A 16,547-nucleotide genomic window follows, 5' to 3' on the forward strand; every position below is an offset into this window, starting at 1 on the left:
TGGCCGGAATCGGCCCGGTTTCGGCGATTAACCACGCTACCGGTCAGCTTCGCGTCAGGATTGACGCCGAGGGCGACATTCAGCCGCGCGTGGAAGGTTGCGGCGAATGTGTTAGTTTCCCACATATCGGATGGGTTCGGAGTCCCGATTGTGAGCCAAAATTAAATCGGCTGGCAGCGGTCTCCGAGATAGAATTTGACGAACCGGCGGCATGGCGACCCTCGTGCCGGACCGGACCAACCAACGGGAATTCGACCATGTCGGACCTAGACCGTAACTACGCTTCTCCTTTCGGCAGGGCCGCCGGGCGTGTTGACGCCGCGACGGTCGATGCCGGCCTGCGCGCCTATATGCTGCGCATCTACAACTACATGAGCATTGGCCTGGCCATCACCGGCCTTGCCGCGCTCGGCGTCTACATGGCCGCCGTGACCGACGTTCCGACGGCGGACGCCGTCCGCGTCGGCAAGGTGTTCCTGACGCCGTTCGGCTACGCCATGTTCGTCAGCCCCCTGAAGTGGCTGTTCATCCTGGCGCCGCTCGCGATGGTATTCGTGATCTCGGCAGGCATCAATCGTCTGGCACCCTCGACCGCCCAGATCCTGTTCTGGGTGTTCGCGGCGCTGATGGGCATCTCGCTGTCGTCGATCTTCCTGGTGTTCACGCACACCTCGATCGTGCGGGTGTTCTTCATCACCGCGGCGACCTTCGGTGCGCTGAGCCTCTACGGCTACACCACCAAGCGTGACCTGACCGGCATGGGCTCGTTCCTGTTCATGGGCCTGATCGGCATCGTTCTCGCCAGCCTGGTGAACCTGTTCCTGGCCAGCTCGATGCTGCAGTTCATCGTGTCGGTGGTCGGCGTGCTGGTGTTCTCGGGCCTGACCGCCTGGGATACCCAGCGGCTGAAGAACGACTACATCTACGGCTATGCCTCGGCCGGCGGTGACGTCGCAGAGCGTTCGGCCATCACCGGCGCACTGTCGCTGTACCTGAACTTCATCAACCTGTTCACGCTGCTGCTGCAGCTCCTCGGCCAGCGCGAGTAAGCTCTGAGACGAGAGAACGGACACGAACCCCGGCCGAAAGGCCGGGGTTTTGTTTTGAGGGTACGGCCTCTCCCCGTCATTGCGAGGAGCTCGCGACAAAATTGCGCAGCAATTTTGCGCCGATGCGACGACGCAATCCAGAGCCCCTCCGCAGATGCATTTCTGGATTGCTTCGCTGCGCTCGCAATGACGGGTGTGGAGGCAGCGCAGCCTCTTCCGGCCCCTCAGGGAACGCTCTATCCTTCCCCCATGTCCGCACCCGATATCAGGCCCACCACCGAGGCCGACCTCCCCGCCGTCACCGCCATCTACCAGCAGGCCGTCCGCGAGGGCACGGCGACGTTCGAGCTGGAGCCGCCCGACCTCTCGGAAATGACGCGCCGCTATCGCGCGCTGATCGACGGCGGCTATCCCTATTTCGTCGCCATGCTGGACGGCCGCGTGGCCGGCTATGCCTATGCCGGCGCCTACCGGCCGCGGCCCGCCTATCGCTTCACGGTGGAGAACTCGATCTATCTCGATCCGTCCTTCCACCGCCGCGGCGTCGGCTCAATGCTGCTGGAACGGCTGATCGTCGAATGCGAAGCGCGCGGCTTTCGCCAGATGATCGCTGTCATCGGCGATTCCGCCAATGCCGGGTCGATCGGCGTGCACACAAGGTGCGGCTTCAAGATGATCGGCACGCATCCCAGTGTCGGGCTGAAATTCGGCCGCTGGCTGGACACCGTGATGATGCAGCGCGACCTCGGCGAGGGCGCAAGCACGGTGCCGGGGAAGTAGTTCATCCGTCATTCCGGGGCGATGCACAGCATCGAACCCGGAATCCATTGAACGGCAGGGGCGGTGGAGGGAGGGATGCATTCCGGGCTAGCGACTTCGTCGCGCCCCGGAATGACGATCGATGGTTCGGCTACACCACCGCCAGTTTGCGATCGATCACCAGCAGCACCCGCTCGAGCTCGTGGCCGCGACGCAGGATCAGGCCGGTCGCCGAGATCACGCTGTACATGCCCTGCTTGCGCGCCAGGCGCGGGTCCTTCTCGATGCGATAGATCGGCACTTCCGAGGCGCGGCGATAGACCGAGAACACGGCGCGGTCCTTCAGGAAGTCGATGGCATAGTCGCGCCATTCGCCGTCGGCGACCATGCGGCCGTAGAGATTGAGAATCCGGTGCAGCTCGAGCCGGTTGAACGTCACCCGGTTCGGCTGCGCATGCGCCGCGGCAGGACGCGCCGCCGCGCGCTGCTCGCTCGGATCGGCATCCTCCGACGTCAGACTCATGGGAAGCGCCTCCTCATCGCACGGCTACCCGCGTCCGCCAAGATCGTCCCGGAACCGCGTTCGTGACAATTGCATGATTGCGCCAACCGTTCCGCATCGCAAGGGGCTCGACCCATCGAATCGGCGTCGCATCAGGACACACGCAAGGGTGGAACTCCGTCGCGGCAAACCGTCACGGGATCGTTAGCAGGAATCATAGTATCGCCGCTTTTCCGCCAACCGCCTGCCGCCCTGCACTGCGAAAAGGGTGACGTGCGTTGACCCGGTCCTTTCGGTTCCGGATTCCTCAGCCCCCAGCCCCCCGGGGTCGAACAGGATCGGGTCTGTACGCACGACAAGGAGGGCCAACGCAAGTTGGTCCTTTTTTGTTTGTGCCGAGATGTTTCCGGGTCCGCCGTCATTCCCGGGCGCGCGAAGCGCGAGCCCGGAATCCATTTACCATCACACAGGCTGAGAAATGGATTCCGGGTTCGCGCCAAGAGGCGCGCCCCGGAATGACGAGCATCAATTGCTGAGACGTTCTGCCTGCTTCAATGCAGCGACGTGTAGGCCGCACCCAGCATCGGGCCCGGTCGCTCGCGGCTGCCGTCCTGGACGTAGACCACCGCGCCGTCGACGCCGTCGCGCGTGAGGTTCTCGATCGGCACCGTCCAGCTCTCCGGACGGCCGGTCCAGTCGCCGACCTTGAGCAGGCTGCGCACCACGTTGTGATAGGTGACCTGCTGTCCCTTGTTCTCGCCGCGGGTGATCGCGATCGGCACCGACTTCGCGATCGAGCAGATCCAGACCTCGCCGCGCGAGACCGTGGGCTCCTTGCTTGCGGCGACCGACACGTTGATCTGCTTGCCCGAGAGCGACATCGTCACCGGCACGCTCATCACGCCAGTGCCCTTGTCGGTCTTGCCGATCGCGTTCTCGATGCCGGTGCGATCGCTGCCGATGACATGGGTGGAGCCGTTGACCACGACCTGCGGCGTGTAGACCTCGCGGTCGCCGCGCATGCGCGAATAGGCACGCTGCCGTGCAGAGAAGCGCGAATCCGCCAGTGTGTCCTTCCAGCCGAGATAGTCCCAATAATCGATCGGCATGCTCAGCGCGATGACGGAGGGGTCCTTGGAGAGATCGCCGATGATCTGGTCGGCGGGCGGGCAGGAGGAGCAGCCCTGCGAGGTGAACAATTCGACGACGGCGCGGGGTTCAGCCTCGGCAGGACGAATGACGGCGATGATCGCACATATGCCGAGAGCTCCCGACCAGAGGGCGCCGGACCAACGTGGAATCAGATGGGAAGCCGTCATTGTCGTCATGTCGAACGCCGCACACCGTTGCTCTCAGAGGGAAATCTTATCGCCGGATGGTCACCGTAGTCTTACGGGGCGCGGTACATTCATCCATCCGGGCCACCGTCCAAAGGGAGGTTTTCCGCCGGGCGGGCCCATCTGAAGCGTACCGCAAACGCGCGAAGGCGGCCTTTGATAGGCCGCCTTCGTTAAGGCTTCTACTCACTTCGCAGTGAGCCATCATTCACAAATCCGCGTTTACGCCGCGAGCTTGCGCAGCACGTAGTGCAGGATGCCGCCGTTGCGGTAGTAGTCGAGCTCGTCCAGCGTATCGATGCGGCAGAGCAGCGAAACGCGCTGCAGCGAACCGTCGCCGGAGACGATCTCCGCGGTCAGCTTCTGGCGCGGCTTGAGGTCGCCGACGAGGCCGCGGATGGTCACCTTCTCGTCGCCCTTCAGCCCAAGCGACTGCCAGGAGGTGCCTTCCTCGAAGGTCAGCGGCAGCACGCCCATGCCGACCAGGTTGGAGCGGTGGATGCGCTCGAAGCTCTGGCAGATCACGGCGCGCACGCCGAGCAGGCGCGTGCCCTTGGCGGCCCAGTCGCGCGAGGAGCCGTTGCCGTACTCGGCACCCGCGAACACCACCAGCGGCACCTTCTCTTCCTGGTACTTCATCGCGGCGTCGTAGATCGACATCTGCTCGCCGTCGGGCCAGTGCTTGGTCAGGCCGCCCTCGGGGATGTTTCCGTCCGCGCCCTTCAACATGAAGTTCTTGATGCGGATGTTGGCGAAGGTGCCGCGCATCATCACTTCATGGTTGCCGCGACGCGTGCCGTACTGGTTGAAGTCGGCCGGACGCACCTGGTGCTCGCTGAGATATTTGCCGGCGGGCGAGGTGAGCTTGATGGAGCCGGCCGGCGAGATGTGGTCGGTGGTGATCTTGTCGCCGAACATGGCGAGGATGCGCGCCTCGACGATGTCGGTGACCGGCTCCGGCTCCTTCTTCATGCCTTCGAAGTAGGGCGGGTTCTGCACATAGGTCGAAGACATGTTCCAGCGATAGGTCTCACTCTCGACCGTCTTGATCTTGCGCCAGTTGGTGTCGCCCTTGAACACGTCGGCATACTTCTTCTTGAAGATCGACGCGGTCACGAACTTCTTCATGAAGGCGTTGATCTCCTTGGTCGTCGGCCAGATGTCCTTCAGGTACACCGGCTTGCCGTCCTTGCCCTCGCCGAGCGGCTCGGTGGCGAGGTTCTTGGTGACGCTGCCCGCGAGCGCGTAGGCGACCACCAGCGGCGGCGAGGCCAGGTAGTTCGCCTGCACATCCGGCGAAACGCGGCCTTCGAAGTTGCGGTTGCCGGAGAGCACGGCGGCCGCGACGACGCCGTTGTCGTTGATCGACTTCGAGATCTCCTCAGGCAGCGGACCGGAATTGCCGATGCAGGTGGTGCAGCCGAAGCCGACCAGGTTGAATCCGACCTTGTCGAGATCGGGCTGCAGACCGGAATTGGCGAGATATTCCGCGACCACCTGGCTGCCCGGCGCGAGCGAGGTCTTCACCCACGGCTTGGCCTTGAGGCCCTTCGCAGCCGCATTGCGCGCGAGCAGGCCGGCACCGATGAGCACGCTCGGGTTCGAGGTGTTGGTGCAGGAGGTGATCGCAGCGATCACGACGTCGCCATGGCCGATGTCGAAGTTCTTGCCGTCGACGGGGAAACGCTTGGCCGGCTCCTCGGCCTTCTTGTACTCGCTGGCAAGCGCGAGCGAGAAGCCGTCCGCGACGGTCGGCAGCGCGATGCGGCCTTCGGGACGCTTCGGGCCGGCCATCGACGGCACGACGTCGCCGAGGTCGAGGGTCAGCGTTTCCGTGAACACGGGGTCGGGCGACTTGGCCGTGCGGAACAGGCCCTGCGCCTTGGCATAGGCCTGCACCAGCGCGACGCGGGCCGAGGCACGGCCGGAGGTCTTGAGATAATCGAGCGCGGCGGCATCGACCGGGAAGAAGCCGCAGGTCGCGCCGTATTCGGGCGCCATGTTGGCGATCGTCGCCTTGTCGGCGACCGAGAGGTGGTCGAGGCCGGGGCCGAAGAACTCGACGAACTTGCCGACCACGCCGAGCTTGCGCAGCATCTGCGTCACGGTGAGCACGAGGTCGGTCGCGGTGACGCCTTCCTTCAGCGCGCCCTTCAGCTTGAAGCCGACGACGTTGGGCAGCAGCATCGACAGCGGCTGGCCGAGCATGCAGGCTTCCGCCTCGATGCCGCCGACGCCCCAGCCGAGCACGGCAAGGCCGTTGACCATGGTGGTGTGCGAATCGGTGCCGACCAGCGAATCGGGATAGGCCACCTCGAAGGTGCCGGTCTTCTTGCCGACGGTCATCTTCTCCTTCTTGGTCCAGACCGTCTGGGCCAGATATTCGAGATTGACCTGGTGGCAGATGCCGGTGCCGGGCGGCACGACGGAGAAGTTCGAGAACGCCTTCTGGCCCCACTTCAGGAACTCGTAGCGCTCCTGGTTCTGCTTGTATTCCTCGGTGACGTTCTTGCCGAAAGCCTTGTTGTCGCCGAAGAAGTTCACGATCACGGAATGGTCAATGACGAGATCGACGGGCACCAAGGGGTTGATCTTCTCAGGCTCGCCACCGAGCTTCTGCATCGCGTTGCGCATCGCGGCGAGGTCGACCACCGCGGGCACGCCGGTGAAGTCCTGCATCAGCACCCGCGCCGGGCGGAAGGCGATCTCATGCTCCAGCGACTTCTTGCGCAGCCATTTCGACACCGCGACGATGTCTTCCTTCTTGACCGAGCGGCCATCCTCGTTGCGCAGCAAATTCTCGAGCAGGACCTTCATCGAGTAGGGAAGTTTCGAAATTCCCTTCAGACCATTCTTCTCGGCGGTGGGCAGGCTGTAATAGACATAGGTCTTGGCGCCGACCTTGAGAGTCTTTTTGCATTTGAAGCTGTCGAGCGAGGTCATGTAGGAGATCCCAATTGCTAGTTATACCCGGCAGGGTATTTTAACACCGTCAGCGTATCAGGCTGGGCCGCTTGCAGGGGCAGGTTGAGTTGCTGCATCAAGTAGTTCCGGGCTTATAGAAGCTTTCTAACCGCGCCGCCACAGCCACTATCGTGCCGCAGCAATTCGCGAGCCAAAAATTCCCATGCGCTACCCCAAGATTTCCTGAGGCCCGGCTGTGAGCGGACTGAACCAAGGCGACATGCGGCTGTCAGGTCACGGGCTGAGATGCGTGCGGGGCGGGCGCGAGGTGTTCGCCGGGCTCGATTTCGCGGCCGGGTCGGGCGAGGCCGTGGCTGTGGTCGGCCGCAACGGATCGGGCAAGACCTCGCTGCTGCGGCTGATCGCGGGCCTGCTCGTTCCGGCCGGCGGGACGATCGCGCTGGAGGGGGGCCATAGTGAGCTGACCCTGGCGGAGCAGTGCCACTATCTCGGCCATCGCGATGCCCTGAAGCCGGCGCTGAGCGTGGCCGAAAACCTGACGTTTTGGGCTGATTTTCTCGGCGGCGAGCTTTTCGATGCCGTCGAGAGCCTTGCCAAGGTGGGGCTCGACCACGCCATCCATCTGCCCGCCGGATTCCTGTCCGCGGGACAGCGCCGCCGGCTCTCGCTGGCGCGGCTGCTGACGGTCCGCCGCCCGGTCTGGCTCCTGGACGAGCCGACCAATGCGCTTGATGTCGCCGGTCAGGACATGTTCGCCGGCCTGATGCGCGAGCATCTGGCCGGCGGCGGCATGATCGTCGCGGCGACGCATGCCCCGCTCGGGATCGAATCGCGGGAGCTGCGGATCGGGGGTGTGGCGTGAAGTTCAGGCACCCTCAGTTTTCCAAGCGGCCGGGCTCGGCTCTCTCCATTCCCTCCCCCCACAAGGGGGAAGGGAGCGCAGTGTGCCTGTGGCTGTCGGATGCGTTCCCAGAAGCTGGAAGCCTCCCATGACCGCCCTTGCCGCCCTCATCCGCCGGGACATCAGGATTGCGCTTCGCGTCGGCGGCGGGGCGCTGATCGGGGTGCTGTTCTTCCTGACCGTGGTGGTGCTGATGCCGTTCGCGGTCGGGCCGGATCTGGCGCTGCTGTCGCGGCTGGGACCTGCGATCCTCTGGCTCGGCGCCCTGCTCGCGAGCCTGCTGACCCTCGACCGGCTGTTCATGGCCGACCATGAGGACGGCTCGCTTGACCTGATCACGATGAGCCGGACGCCGCTGGAACTCGCCTGCGCCGCCAAGGCGCTGGCGCATTGGCTCGCCGCCGGCCTGCCGCTGATTGTCGCAACCCCCGTGCTCGGGCTGTTGCTCAACCTCGACATGATCGCCACGGCCGCGGTGGCGCTGACGCTGCTGGCGGGCACTCCGGCGCTGACCTTCACCGGCATGATCGGCGCGGCGCTGGCGGTGACGCTGCATCGCGGCGGGCTGTTGATGGCGGTGCTGGTGCTGCCGCTGTCGATTCCCGTGCTGATTTTCGGCGTCGCGGCCTCGCAGGCGGTGATCGTCGGTCCCATGACCTTCGGCGCGCCGTTCTCGATCCTGTGCGCGCTGTCCCTGGTCAGCCTCGTGATCGGCCCGTTCGCGGCCGCAGCAAGCCTGCGGCATGGCCTCGACTGAGATGGGCTCGACGGACCTTGACCCGGATCAACTTTCGCGACGGGCTTTCGTGCTGATTGCCTGAGCGGCCCCCGGTGATTATCAGGATACCATGACGCTGATCGACCTCGCCAACCCCACGCGGTTCCTCGCGCTGACAGCGCGGGTGTTACCGTGGCTGGCGGCCGCGACAATCATCCTGCTCACGATCGGTCTCTATCAAGCTGCGCTCGCGCCCGACGACTATCAGCAGGGCGCGACCGTCAAGATCATGTTCATCCACGTGCCCAATGCATGGCTGTCGATGTTCGTGTGGGGCGTGATGAGCATCGCATCGTTGGGCACGCTGGTGTGGCGGCATCCGCTCGCCGACGTCGCCGCCAAGGCCGCAGCTCCGATCGGCGCCGCCTTCACCTTCCTCGCGCTGCTCACGGGCTCGCTCTGGGGCCGGCCGATGTGGGGCACCTATTGGGAGTGGGACGCGCGGCTGACCTCGGTGCTGATCCTGTTCCTGATGTATCTCGGCCTGATGGCGCTGTGGCGCGCTGTCGACGATCCCTCGCGTGCAGCGCGCGCAGCCGCGGTGCTGACCTTGGTCGGCGCGATCAACCTGCCGATCATCAAGTTCTCGGTCGATTGGTGGAACACGCTGCACCAGCCCGCCTCGGTGATGCGCATGGGCGGCTCGGCGCTGGACAAGTCGTTCCTGATTCCGCTGCTGGTGATGGCGGTCGCCTTCACGCTGCTGTTCGTCACGCTGCACCTGGCCGCGATGCGCAACGAGATTTTGCGCCGCCGTGTCCGCTCGCTGCAGATGATGCAGGCCAGCCGCATGGCGTTTTCGAGCGACATGGCCGCCGGTTCGCGTGAAGACAACGCGTCCAAAGAAGCTGGGGCTGCATGACGATGTCGCTCGGTCCTTATGCCTCTTTCATCGTGGCGTCTTACGCAGCTGTCGCCCTCGTGGTCGCGATCCTGATCGGCTGGGTCATGCTCGATTATCGCAGCCAGACGCAGCGCCTGCGCGAGCTGGAGCAGCGCGGCATCACCCGCCGGTCGGGCCGCAGCGCGACGGAGCTGCGATGAGCGATCAGCCTGCCTCCGCTTCGCCGCAGCGCCGCACCTTCCTGGTGATGCTGCCGCTGATCGTCTTCATCGGCCTAGCGCTTTTGTTCTGGTTCCGGCTCGGGAGTGGCGATCCCTCGCGGATTCCGTCCGCGCTGATCGGCCGGCCCGCACCGCAAACCGTGCTGCCGCCGCTCCAGGGATTGCAAGAGAATGGCACGCAGGTGCCGGGACTCGATCCGGCTGCGTTCAAGGGCAAGGTCAGCCTCGTCAACGTCTGGGCGTCCTGGTGCGTGCCCTGCCATGACGAAGCGCCGCTTTTGACCGAAATGGCAAAAGACAAGCGCTTCCAGCTGGTCGGCATCAACTACAAGGACGCCGCCGACAATGCGCGGCGCTTCCTCGGCCGCTACGGCAACCCGTTCGGCCACGTCGGCGTCGACGCCAACGGCCGCGCGTCGATCGAATGGGGCGTCTATGGCGTGCCGGAGACCTTCGTCGTCGGGCGCGAGGGCACCATCGTCTACAAGCTGGTCGGGCCGATCACGCCGCAAAATCTCAAGGCCGTGCTGATGCCGGAGCTGGAGAAGGCGCTGAAGGCAGGAAGCTGATGCCGCGCTCGTACCACACGCTCAACTGTCATCGCCCGACTTGATCGGGCGATCCAGTATTCCAGAGACGCCAGTCGTATACGGAGAAGCTGCGGCGTACTGGATGCCCCGGTCAAGCCGGGGCATGACAGCGGTATGTGGAGCGACGCTTCGCCTGTCCTTCGCCTAACCCTTGCTCACATCCCCCGCCTCGGCCTCGCTTCTCTCCAGCGAGACCGGCGCGAGATGATAGCGCTTGGTCAGCGGCATCTGTGCGATGGCGAAGATCATCGTGATCGGGGTGACGCCGAATACCTTGAAGTTCACCCAGAAATCCGTGCTCTGGGTGCGCCAGACGATCTCGTTCAGCACCGCCATTCCGGCGAAGAACAGCGCCCAGCGCAAGGTGAGGATGCGCCAGCCCTGCGGCGTCAGGTTGAACACCTGGTCGAACATCACGGCGATGAAGGAACGGCCGAACAACAGGCCGCCGCCGAGGATCGCGGCGAACAGGCCGTAGATGATGGTCGGCTTGACCTTGATGAAGGTCTCGTCGTGCAGCACCAGGGTCAGCGTGCCGAACACCAGCACGATCACCCCCGTGACGATCGCCATGATCGGGATGTGACGCGTCACGATGTAAGAGGCGGCCATCGCGACCGCGATGGCCACCATGAAGGCGCCGGTCGCCGCGAACAGATTGAACTTCGCGTTGACGAAGAAGAACACGAGCAGCGGACCGAGCTCGGTCGCGAGCTTGAACAGCGGATGCGGCTGGGTCTTGTCCATTCTCTCTTCCGTATCTCCCATCCTTCGAGACGACCGCTTCGCGGTCTCCTCAGGATGAGGACCTCATGTGTGGCACGACCTCATCCTGAGGAGCCGCGCAAGCGGCGTCTCGAAGGATGACGCTATTCGATTCCGGCGATGGCGCGGGCGAAGTCGCGCGCGGTGAAGGGCGCGAGATCGTCGACGCCTTCGCCGACGCCGATGAAGTGCACCGGCAGCTTGAACTTCTCCGCGAGCGCCACCAGGATGCCGCCGCGCGCGGTGCCGTCGAGCTTGGTCATGACGAGGCCGGTGACCCCGGCGGTGCGATGGAAGGCCTCGACCTGCGACAGCGCATTCTGGCCGACGGTCGCATCCAGCACCAGCAGCACGGCATGCGGCGCAGTGTCATCCACCTTGCGGATCACGCGCACGACCTTCTCGAGCTCGTTCATCAGCTCGGCCTTGTTCTGCAAGCGGCCGGCGGTGTCGATCAGCAGCACGTCAATCGCCTGCTCCTTCGCCGCGGTGAGCGCGTTGAAGGCGAGGCTTGCGGAATCCGAGCCCTGCGCGCCCGCGATGACGGGCGTCTTCGTCCGCTCGCCCCAGACCTTGAGCTGCTCGATGGCGGCGGCGCGAAACGTGTCGCCGGCGGCCAGCATCACCTTGCGGCCTTCGGAGGCGAATTTCTGCGACAGCTTGCCGATCGTGGTGGTCTTGCCGGAACCGTTGACGCCGACCACGAGGATCACGAACGGCTTTTTTGCCGCATCGATCACGAGCGGCTTTGCCACCGGCGACAGCACCTTCTCGACCTCGGTCGCGACGACGTCCTTGACCTCGTCCGCCGAGATCGCCTTGTCGTAGCGCCCCGTGCCGACGGCATCCGCAATGCGCACCGCGACCGACGTGCCGAGGTCGGCGCGCAGCAGCACGTCCTCGATGTCGTCGAGCATGGCGCGGTCGAGCTTGCGCTTGGTGACGAGGTCGGCGACCGCGGTCCCGAGCGAGGACGAGGTGCGCTTCAGCCCATTGGACAGGCGGCGCCACCAGCTCAGCTTGGGGGTCTCGGAGGTGGTATCGTTCATGGTGGCGTGTTAGCCGTTCCGGCCCGTAAACGAAAGCCTTGACCGAAAGTCCTGCGATTGCTCGATGTTCCCCAATTGACCGCCGATGAGATCTTAGGCCGCGTGCTCCATCGCGACGGCCTGATGCTGGTCATCGACAAGCCGGCCGGCCTGCCGGTGCATCGCGGCCCCAAGGGTGGCCCCAATCTGGAGGATTGCTTCGACGCGCTGCGCTTCGGCCTGCCGCGACCGCCGGTGCTGGCCCACCGGCTGGACAAGGACACCTCGGGCTGCCTCGTGCTCGGCCGCCACCGCAAGGCGACGGCATCGCTGGGCCTTTTGTTCAAGCACGGCAAGATCGGCAAAACCTACTGGACCGTGGTCGAAGGCGGCCCTGCCGAGGACGAAGGCACCATCGACATGCCGCTCGGCCGGCTCAATGCCGAACGCGGCTGGTGGCAGAAGCCGGATCCGGAAGGGCAGAAGGCGATTACGAACTGGAAGGTGATGGGCCGGGGCGACGGTTTCACCTGGCTTGCCATGGAACCGGTGACCGGCCGGACCCATCAATTGCGGGTGCATGCGGCCGCGAGCGGCTGGCCGATCTTCGGCGATAACATTTACGGCAACGGTCCGCGCTTCGGCGAGCCGCGCCTGCACCTGCATTCGCGCGAGATCGTGGTGCCGATCTCCCGGAACAAGGAGCCGGTCCGCGTGGTGGCGCCGGCCCCGCCGCATATGCACGAGAAGCTCCGGGCCTGCGGGTGGAAGGGGGAGTAGCCTCTTAGACCCTCATGGTGAGGAGGCGCGTCAGCGCCGTCTCGAACCATAGAGGCCCCGCAGGCGCATCGCGGTCGTATCCATCCTTCGAGACGCCCGCTTCGCGGGCTCCTCGGGATGAGGAGCGGTGGTCGGTCGAGAAGCGGCTGTGCTCGGCTACCGTGCCATGGTTTACGAAACCTTCAGCGCTCGCCTCTAATGATAACGGTTGCTTAGAACAAGCTTCCGTAACCGCTCAGGACGAGCCGCGCGCGATGACCAATTCCGGGCTATCGATCATCGACGAGGTCGAATCCGCACTGCGGATCGGCTCGCCGGAAAAGGGCCTGGAGACGGCCAGGCGCGTCACCGACCTGTTCCTCTCCTCCGCCGGCAATTTCGACGACGAGCAGATCGCGCTGTTCGACGACGTGCTCGAGCGCCTGATCGGCACCATCGAGCTGCGCGCCATCGCCGATGTGGCAGCGCGCGTGGCGCTGGCCGAGATCAGCGCGCAGCTGGCGCCGGTCGCGCAGGCGCCGCCGTCGGTGATCCGCCGCCTCGCCAACAATGACGAGATCCGCATCGCCGGCCCCGTGCTGCAGGAATCCGCGCGCCTCGACGACGGCGAGCTGGTGAAGATCGCATCAGCTAAGGGCGAGCCGCATCTGCTCGCGGTCGCCGGCCGCTGGTGGCTGAAGGAGATCGTCACCGACGCGCTGCTGGCGCGCCGCTACCCCAGCGTCAGCCGGCGGCTTGCGGCCAATCCCGGCGCGCGCGTCTCCGGAAAAGGGTTCGCCATCATCGTCGGCCAGGCCGAAAGCGACCCGGAGCTCGCAGTCAGTGTCGGCGTCCGCGTCGACTTGCCCTCGGAGCTGCGCCGCCAATTGCTGCGCTCGGCGACGGACGCCGTGCGCACCCGCCTGTTGTCGCGCGCCCCGCCGCATCTGTTCGAGGAGATCCAGAGCGCGATCGCCGCCGTCGCCATCGGCGCCGAACGCGAAATGTCGGCGGTGCGCGATTTCGAAGGTGCCAAGCGCGCCATCGCCGGCCTCAAGGCCACCGGCCAGCTCGACGAGGCGACGTTGCTCGGCTTCGCCAGACAGCGGCGCTATGAGGAGACGGTGGCGGCGCTGGCGGCGTTGTCGGGATCGACGGTCGAGGTGATCCGACCGCTGATGCAGAGTCTCCGCGAGGACGGCCTGCTGGTGCCGTGCAAGGCCGCACAGCTCAGCTGGGAGACCACCATGGCCGTGCTCGAATCCCGTTTCGCGACAGGCGCGATGACGCCCGCGGACATCGCGAGGACACAGGGGCATTTTGCGAGAATGACGGCGGAGAACGCCAAGCGCACGCTGCGATTCTGGCAGGTCAGGGCGTCGTAGTTTTCCCTCTCCCCTTGCGGGAGAGGGTGGCTCGCTGCGAGAGCGGCGAGACGGGTGAGGGGTCTCTCTCCGCGCATGACCTCTCAATGCGATTGCGCGGATACAACCCCTCATCCGGCGCTTCGCGCCACCTTCTCCCACAAGGGGAGAAGGAAGAGAGCAGCTGCTTACGTCGTGAGCCGCTCGCCATCAATGCCAGCAATCTTCAGCCGCACGATGCTTCCCACCCGCTCGCCCGCAATCGCCACCGGCAGATAATGCTCCGTGCGGCCCTGCCCCTCGCTCTCGATCAGCACATCGCGCCTTGCGCCGATCTCGGCTTGCAGCCGCTGCTGCAGCGCCGCCTCTCCTACCGCGCGCAGCCGCTTCGCACGCTCTTTAATGACCGGCCCCGCCACCTGCGGCATCCGCGCGGCGGGCGTGCCGGGCCGCGGCGAATAAGGGAAGACGTGCAGGAAGGTCAGTCCGCATTGCTCGACGAGGTCGAGCGAGCGCGAGAACATGTCCTCGGTCTCGGTCGGGAAGCCCGCGATGATGTCGGCGCCGAAGACGACATCGGGGCGCAGGCGGCGCACCTGCTCGCAGAAGCCAATCGCATCCTGCCGCGAATGCCGCCGCTTCATGCGCTTCAGGATCATGTCGTCGCCCGACTGCAGCGACAGGTGCAGGTGCGGCATCAGGCGCGCATCCTCCGCGATGGCATCGAGCAGGTCGTCATCCGCCTCGATTGAATCGATCGAGGAGATGCGCAGGCGCTTGAGCTCGGGCACATGGCGCAGGATCTGCTTGGTCAGCATGCCGAGCTTGGGCGCGCCGGGCAGGTCCGCACCATAGCTGGTGAGATCGACGCCGGTCAGCACGATCTCGGCATGGCCGCGTTCGACCAGGGCGCGCACCTGCTCGACCGCCGCCCCCATCGGCACCGAGCGCGAATTGCCGCGGCCGAACGGGATGATGCAGAAGGTGCAGCGATGATCGCAGCCGTTCTGCACCTGCACGAAGACGCGCGGCAGGCCGCTCGCATAGCCATCGACGAGGTGCGGCGCCATCTCCTTCACCGCCATGATGTCGCTGACGGCGATCTTCTCGCTGGCGCCAAGATCGAAAGCGTGGCGCGTCTCCCGCCACGCTTCGCCGCGCATCTTGTCGTCATTGCCGACGACGCGATCGACCTCGGCCATGCCCGCAAACATCGCAGCCTGCGTCTGCGCCGCGCAGCCGGTGACGACGATGCGCGCCTCGGGGCGCTCGCGCTTCAACTTGCGGATCGACTGGCGCGCCTGCGCCACCGCCTCGTTGGTGACGGCGCAGCTGTTGATGACGATGGTGTCAGAAAGCCCTGCGACTTCCGCCTTGCTGCGGATCACCTCGGCCTCGAAGGCGTTGAGGCGGCAGCCGAAGGTGACGATGTCGACGGCCATCAGGCGACCGGCGCGAACAGCGCCGGATCGAAGCTGCCCTCATATTCGAAGGTCGCGGTGCCGGTCATCAGCACGTGGTCGTCGCGCTCGCGCCATTCGATGCCGAGCTTGCCGCCGGGCAATGTGATCTCGACCTTGCGCTCGGCGCGCTTCAGCCGCGCGGCGGCGACCGCCGTGGCGCAGGCCGCCGACCCGCACGCCTTGGTCAGGCCGGCGCCGCGCTCCCAGGTGCGGATCGTGATGTGCTCGCGATCGACGATATGGGCGAGCGTGATGTTGGCGCGCTCGGGGAAGATCGGATGGTTTTCCAGGAGCGGACCGAAGCGGCCGAGATCGTAGGCGTTGACGTCGTCGACCCAGAACACCGCGTGCGGATTGCCCATGCTCACCACTGAGGGCGAATGCAGAATGGGATTGTCGATCGGCCCGATCTGCAATTCGATGTAGCGGGTGTCGCGAAACTCTTCCGCCAGCGGAATGTCCTGCCAGCCGAATTTCGGCGCGCCCATATCCACTGTGTAGAGGTCGGGCGCCGGACCCTGCCAGGCATTGAGCAGGCCGGCGGCCGTCTCGAAGGTCGCACTGGTCTGCCCGGTCTTCTCGAAGATGCGGCGCACGACGCAGCGCATGCCGTTGCCGCAGGCACCGGCCTCCGAGCCGTCATTGTTGTAGATGCTGATGAAGGCCTCGGTGCCGTCGAGCCGGGGCTTCTGCAGCACCATGAGCTGGTCGTAGGCCACGCCGCCGTTCGCGGACGCCACGGCGCGGGCATCGTCCGGCGTGACCTTGGCCGCCGAATCGCGCAAGTCGACAACGACGATCTCGTTGCCGATGCCGTTCATCTTGGCAAATGCGTGGTTGGCCAGCGCGCTCATGAAAATTCCCGAATTTCGCCTGCCTTATATGGCGATCCTCGGCCGCTTGGCCAGTGATTTGCCGCCCGAGCCGGCACATCGGGCAAGGTGCCTGCCATGACGCATCTGTCATGGGACGAATTCGGCGCTCGCGTGTTAGAACGGCGCGGTTCGCGCGAACCGGGACGCGCGGCCGGGTTAAGGCCTTGGTGGGTAAGGCCTTGATGAATTGAGGCCCCGACGAAGCGGGCCTCGGGGAGAATAAAATGAACACTTTTCGTCGCCTCGCTTTGGCCGCGCTGATCCCGGCTGCGGCCTTGTCGCATGGGCTGTCAGGCGCTCTGGCGCAGACCGCAAGCCCGGCGCCGGCCGCATCGGCAAGTCCCTCGCCGGCCCCGTCGGCTGCGCCCGCCCCGGCTGCAAGTGCCT

At 65.4% G+C, this 16,547-nt stretch carries 16 protein-coding genes; 9 read left to right on the top strand and 7 right to left on the bottom strand.

The genetic code is table 11. The features are described from left to right. The first annotated feature begins 257 nt into the window (after positions 1-257). Positions 258-1,049 carry a Bax inhibitor-1/YccA family protein gene (locus I6F16_RS33640; protein ID WP_036008808.1) on the top strand — a complete coding sequence of 264 codons (792 nt, stop codon included), beginning with the start codon at positions 258-260 and terminating at the stop codon, positions 1,047-1,049. A gap of 249 nt (positions 1,050-1,298) precedes the next feature. Continuing rightward, on the top strand, positions 1,299-1,829 hold the full coding sequence (locus tag I6F16_RS33645) for a GNAT family N-acetyltransferase (protein ID WP_036008811.1): 531 nt from the start codon (positions 1,299-1,301) through the stop codon (positions 1,827-1,829). Between the two features lie 130 nt (positions 1,830-1,959). On the opposite strand, the gene I6F16_RS33650 is transcribed toward I6F16_RS33645, so the two are convergent. The 3 genes from I6F16_RS33650 to acnA all read right to left on the bottom strand — a co-directional run bounded on the left by I6F16_RS33650 (position 1,960) and on the right by acnA (position 6,590). After that, complete coding sequence (locus tag I6F16_RS33650; RefSeq protein ID WP_036008814.1) at positions 1,960-2,331, bottom strand: DUF2794 domain-containing protein; 372 nt, start codon at positions 2,329-2,331, stop codon at positions 1,960-1,962. Between the two features lie 530 nt (positions 2,332-2,861). Further along, positions 2,862-3,638 (bottom strand): DUF1223 domain-containing protein, encoded by a 777-nt coding sequence (locus I6F16_RS33655; RefSeq protein WP_057026569.1) that lies wholly within the window; start codon positions 3,636-3,638, stop codon positions 2,862-2,864. A 231-nt stretch (positions 3,639-3,869) separates the two neighbouring features. Next, a complete protein-coding gene (gene acnA, locus I6F16_RS33660; protein ID WP_036040732.1) occupies positions 3,870-6,590 on the bottom strand; it encodes an aconitate hydratase AcnA in 2,721 nt (906 codons plus the stop codon). A 241-nt stretch (positions 6,591-6,831) separates the two neighbouring features. Between acnA and ccmA the strand changes: the two genes are divergently transcribed. From ccmA to I6F16_RS33685, 5 genes are all read left to right on the top strand, one after another. Beyond that, complete coding sequence (ccmA, locus tag I6F16_RS33665) at positions 6,832-7,434, top strand: heme ABC exporter ATP-binding protein CcmA (RefSeq protein WP_036008829.1); 603 nt, start codon at positions 6,832-6,834, stop codon at positions 7,432-7,434. A gap of 127 nt (positions 7,435-7,561) precedes the next feature. Continuing rightward, positions 7,562-8,230, top strand: coding sequence for a heme exporter protein CcmB (gene ccmB / locus I6F16_RS33670; protein WP_025032861.1), 669 nt, complete (start codon positions 7,562-7,564; stop codon positions 8,228-8,230). Between the two features lie 91 nt (positions 8,231-8,321). Then, positions 8,322-9,113 carry a heme ABC transporter permease gene (locus I6F16_RS33675; RefSeq protein ID WP_036008837.1) on the top strand — a complete coding sequence of 264 codons (792 nt, stop codon included), beginning with the start codon at positions 8,322-8,324 and terminating at the stop codon, positions 9,111-9,113. Beyond that, on the top strand, positions 9,110-9,295 hold the full coding sequence (gene ccmD / locus I6F16_RS33680; RefSeq protein WP_109141829.1) for a heme exporter protein CcmD: 186 nt from the start codon (positions 9,110-9,112) through the stop codon (positions 9,293-9,295). Before I6F16_RS33675 ends, ccmD begins: the two co-directional genes overlap by 4 nt. Further along, entirely contained in the window at positions 9,292-9,885 is a 594-nt protein-coding gene (locus I6F16_RS33685) for a DsbE family thiol:disulfide interchange protein (protein WP_036008843.1), read from the top strand. The genes ccmD and I6F16_RS33685 overlap by 4 nt, the downstream gene beginning before the upstream one ends. A gap of 165 nt (positions 9,886-10,050) precedes the next feature. Here I6F16_RS33685 and I6F16_RS33690 read toward each other — a convergent pair whose 3' ends face one another. Next, positions 10,051-10,653 (bottom strand): septation protein A, encoded by a 603-nt coding sequence (locus I6F16_RS33690; protein ID WP_036008846.1) that lies wholly within the window; start codon positions 10,651-10,653, stop codon positions 10,051-10,053. 122 nt (positions 10,654-10,775) lie between these two features. Beyond that, entirely contained in the window at positions 10,776-11,720 is a 945-nt protein-coding gene (gene ftsY / locus I6F16_RS33695) for a signal recognition particle-docking protein FtsY (protein ID WP_128265185.1), read from the bottom strand. A 57-nt stretch (positions 11,721-11,777) separates the two neighbouring features. Here ftsY and I6F16_RS33700 point away from each other — a divergent pair, with 57 nt between their 5' ends. After that, positions 11,778-12,479: an RNA pseudouridine synthase gene (locus I6F16_RS33700; RefSeq protein ID WP_225114545.1), complete on the top strand. Its 702-nt coding sequence runs from the start codon at positions 11,778-11,780 to the stop codon at positions 12,477-12,479. 254 nt (positions 12,480-12,733) lie between these two features. After that, positions 12,734-13,843, top strand: a complete 1,110-nt coding sequence (locus I6F16_RS33705) for a DUF2336 domain-containing protein (protein ID WP_225114544.1) — start codon at positions 12,734-12,736, stop codon at positions 13,841-13,843. Positions 13,844-14,010: 167 nt separating this feature from the next. Here the strand turns inward: I6F16_RS33705 and mtaB are convergent, their stop codons facing one another. Then, positions 14,011-15,264, bottom strand: a complete 1,254-nt coding sequence (mtaB, locus tag I6F16_RS33710; RefSeq protein WP_225114543.1) for a tRNA (N(6)-L-threonylcarbamoyladenosine(37)-C(2))-methylthiotransferase MtaB — start codon at positions 15,262-15,264, stop codon at positions 14,011-14,013. Next, positions 15,264-16,139 (bottom strand): diaminopimelate epimerase, encoded by an 876-nt coding sequence (gene dapF, locus I6F16_RS33715; protein WP_036008867.1) that lies wholly within the window; start codon positions 16,137-16,139, stop codon positions 15,264-15,266. The genes mtaB and dapF overlap by 1 nt, the downstream gene beginning before the upstream one ends. Between the last annotated feature and the right edge of the window lie 408 nt (positions 16,140-16,547).

The sequence above is a fragment of the Bradyrhizobium sp. IC4060 genome, assembly GCF_020193715.1.
Lineage (GTDB): Bacteria > Pseudomonadota > Alphaproteobacteria > Rhizobiales > Xanthobacteraceae > Bradyrhizobium > Bradyrhizobium yuanmingense.